The organism is Streptomyces sp. bgisy159 (genome assembly GCF_057707805.1).
Window position 1 is genome coordinate 1 of record NZ_JBYIQX010000103.1, and the last position, 3,136, is coordinate 3,136.

Annotated in this window: 2 protein-coding genes; both read right to left on the bottom strand. The window is 70.8% G+C overall.

Annotation, left to right across the window (positions count from 1 at the left end):
- On the bottom strand, positions 1-800 hold an 800-nt coding region (locus tag AC3ET3_RS35940; RefSeq protein ID WP_435613716.1), incomplete at its 3' end, for a beta-ketoacyl synthase N-terminal-like domain-containing protein.
- Between the two features lie 70 nt (positions 801-870).
- On the bottom strand, positions 871-3,136 hold a 2,266-nt coding region (locus AC3ET3_RS35945; protein WP_435613717.1), incomplete at its 5' end, for a beta-ketoacyl reductase.

Genomic DNA, 3,136 nt, shown 5'->3' on the forward strand with positions numbered 1-3,136 from the left:
ACACCCTCACCCCACCCCGTACCATCCGCACCCTCCCCGAACGCCTTGCACCGGCCATCGGCCGCCAACCCACCCTGGCGACCGAACTCGGCAAAGACATCAGGGGTGGACATCACCGTCACTCCACCGGCCAGCGCCAGATCACACTCCCCCGCCCGCAACGACTGCACCGCCAGGTGCAGAGCGACCAGGGACGACGAACAGGCCGTGTCCACCGTCACCGCAGGCCCCTCAAGACCCAGCACGTACGACACACGCCCCGAGACGACGCTCGCCGCGTTGCCGGTCAGCAGGTGGCCTTCGATGCCCTCGGGCAGATCGCCGCCGTGGACGGCGCCGTAGTTCTGATTGCTGCATCCGACGAAGACGCCGGTGCGGCTGCCCCGGATGGAGCCGGGGTCGAGGCCCGCGCGCTCGAAAACCTCCCAGGAGGTCTCCAGGATCAGGCGCTGCTGTGGGTCCATCGCGAGTGCCTCACGAGGCGACACTCCGAAGAAGCCGGCATCGAAGTCCGCTGCCGTGGCGACGAATCCGCCCTGGGCGGTCGAGGCCGCGGCGGCATCTGCCGTGTCCCATCCTCGGTCCACCGGGACAGGTGTAATCGCATCGGTGCCGGAGAGCACCAGGTTCCACAATTGCTCCGGGGTGGTGACGTCGCCGGGGTAGCGGCAGGCCATGCCGACGATGGCGATCGGCTCTGAGGCGGCCTGGGTGAGTTCTTCATTGCGCCGGCGCAGACGCTCGTTCTCGGAGAGGGAGGCGCGCAGCGCGGCGACGACGCGCTCTTCGGAGGTGGACATGCTCAGCTCCACTGGTTCGTGGCCCGTTCGCGGGCGGACGGGAAGAGTGGCTGCGGGGGCGGGTGGGGTCTCAGGAGGTGGAGTCGCCCAGGGCCAGTTGAACGAGTGCGTCGACGTCCATCGTGTCGATCGCGCCGGGTGAGGAGGTGTCGTCGGACGGGCGTGCGGGGGCGTCCGCGCCCTCCTGTGCCAGGGACAGGACGGCCGTCAACAGGCCACTCTCCTGCCAGCGGGAGAAGGGGATCGCGGACAGGACGGTACGGAACGAGGCCTCTTCACCGTCCTGTGCCGATGTCTCGTCCGAAAAGAGCTCCTCGTAGAGGCGATCGGCGAGGTGGCGTGGCGTCGGGTGGTCGAAGACCAGCGTCGTCGGCAGCCGCAGGCCGGTCTCCGCGTGGAGTCGGTTGCGCAGTTCCACGGCGGTGAGGGAGTCGAAACCGACGTCTCGGAAGGAACGGTCGAGGCCCACGGCCGAACTCGTCGACCGTCCGAGCACGGCGCCGGCCCGCTCGCGGACGATCTCCCGCAGGGCCCGCCGACGCTCCTTCTCCGGCCGGTTCGTCAGGCGAGCGACGAGGGCGGCACGGACGTCCTCGGTCTCCTTGTCCCCGGTGACGTCGGGCGTCGTTGCCTCGAAGCCCGGAAGCGTGCTCAGGAGAGGGCTGGGACGACGGCTGGTGAACGCGGGAAGGAAACGCTCCCAGTCCACGTCGGCCACGGTGACCGCGCCGCCAGATTCCTCCAACGCGGATGCGAGCCCCAGCAGTGCGCGGCCGGGTGGCATGGCCCGCAGGCCGTGCCGCCGCAGTTCCGCCGCTCCGGCGCTCGACACCATCCCTCCGCCCGACCACGGGCCCCATTGCACCGTGACACCTGCCAGTCCGCGGGCGCGGCGGTCCTCCACCACGGCGTCCGCCCAGGCATTCGCCGCCGCGTAGGCGCCTTGGGATCCGCTCCCCCACACGGCCGCGATGGACGAGAACACCACGAAGGCACTCAGGTCCCGGTCACGGGTCAGCTCGTCCAGGTGCACCGCGCCGTACGCCTTCGCCCCGACGACCCGCTCCAGATGGGCGGTGTCGATGTCGTCGAAGGGCATGTGGTCCGGTACGCCCGCCACATGGAAGACGGCGTCGGCCTGGTGCCGGGAGAGCAGCGCCTCGACCGCTTCCCGGTCCGCGAGGTCGCAGGCCTCGACGCTCACCTGGTCGGCTCCCATGTCGTGCAGGTCCGCGACGAGCTGTGCGACGCCGTCGGCGTCGGCTCCGCGGCGGCTGGTGAGAACCAGTTCCTCGGCACCCTGGCGGACGAGCCAACGTGCGACGTGCGCGCCGAGAGCACCGGTCCCACCAGTGACCAGCATTGTTCCGGAAGGCTTCCACCCCTGTCCGGTGCCCTGCGGCGCCGGAACCTGACGCAGACGCCTGCCAAAGGCTCGGCCGTCCCGTACCGCGATCTGGTCCTCCGCAGGGGAGGCGACGACGTCGGCGAGAAGGCGGGCGGCGTCGCCGTCCAGAGTCTCGGGCAGATCCAGCAGCCCGCCCCAACGATCGGCATGCTCCAGCGCGACGACCCGCCCGAGCCCCCAGATGGCGGCCTGTTCGGGAACCGGCCGGCCGTCGGCGGACTGCCCGACCATGACGGCTCCCCGGGTGACCCACCACACGGGCCCGCCCGCCTGCGCGTCGCCCAGCGCCTGGGTGGCGCCGAGTGCCTGCTCCAACGTGGCGGGCAGCACGATCACACCCGCTGCTTGCGCCCTCATGGTCGCGACGGCAGCGGTGACGGCGCGGGCGAGGCTCTGTCGGTCGGGACGCTCGGGAAAAGACAGGAGAAGAGGGTCGGACAGGCCCGCGGTCACGGTGTCGACCAGCGCGGTAGCCCCTTCGGGGTGGAGTACGAGCCAGCGACCGGTGCGGTGTGCTCCGGGTGTGGGAGTGACTGCCTCCCATTCGACGCGGTAGCGCCAGCCGTCCACTTCGGCCCGCTCCGTGCGCTCCTGCCGTCGGCCCGAGAACGCCGAAAGGACCTCCTGTACGACGTCCTCGCTGATGCCCAGCACGGTGGCCAGTTCGCGTGCTTCCTCCGGTGCCGCCGGTTCCCAAGGACGAAGATCGAGGGTGACCTCGCTGCGCTTCGTCTGGGGCCAGTACCGCTCACGCTGGAAGGCGTATGTGGGCAGGTCGACGCCTGCCGTCGAGCAGGGGCCCGTCACACCGGTCCAGTCGACGGGCACACCGGCCGTGTGGCCGGCAGCGGTACACGAGACGACGGCGTCGACCTCGTCGCGGTCCCTGCGCAGCATCGGCGCGAAGAGGAGAGCCTCTTCGTCGTCC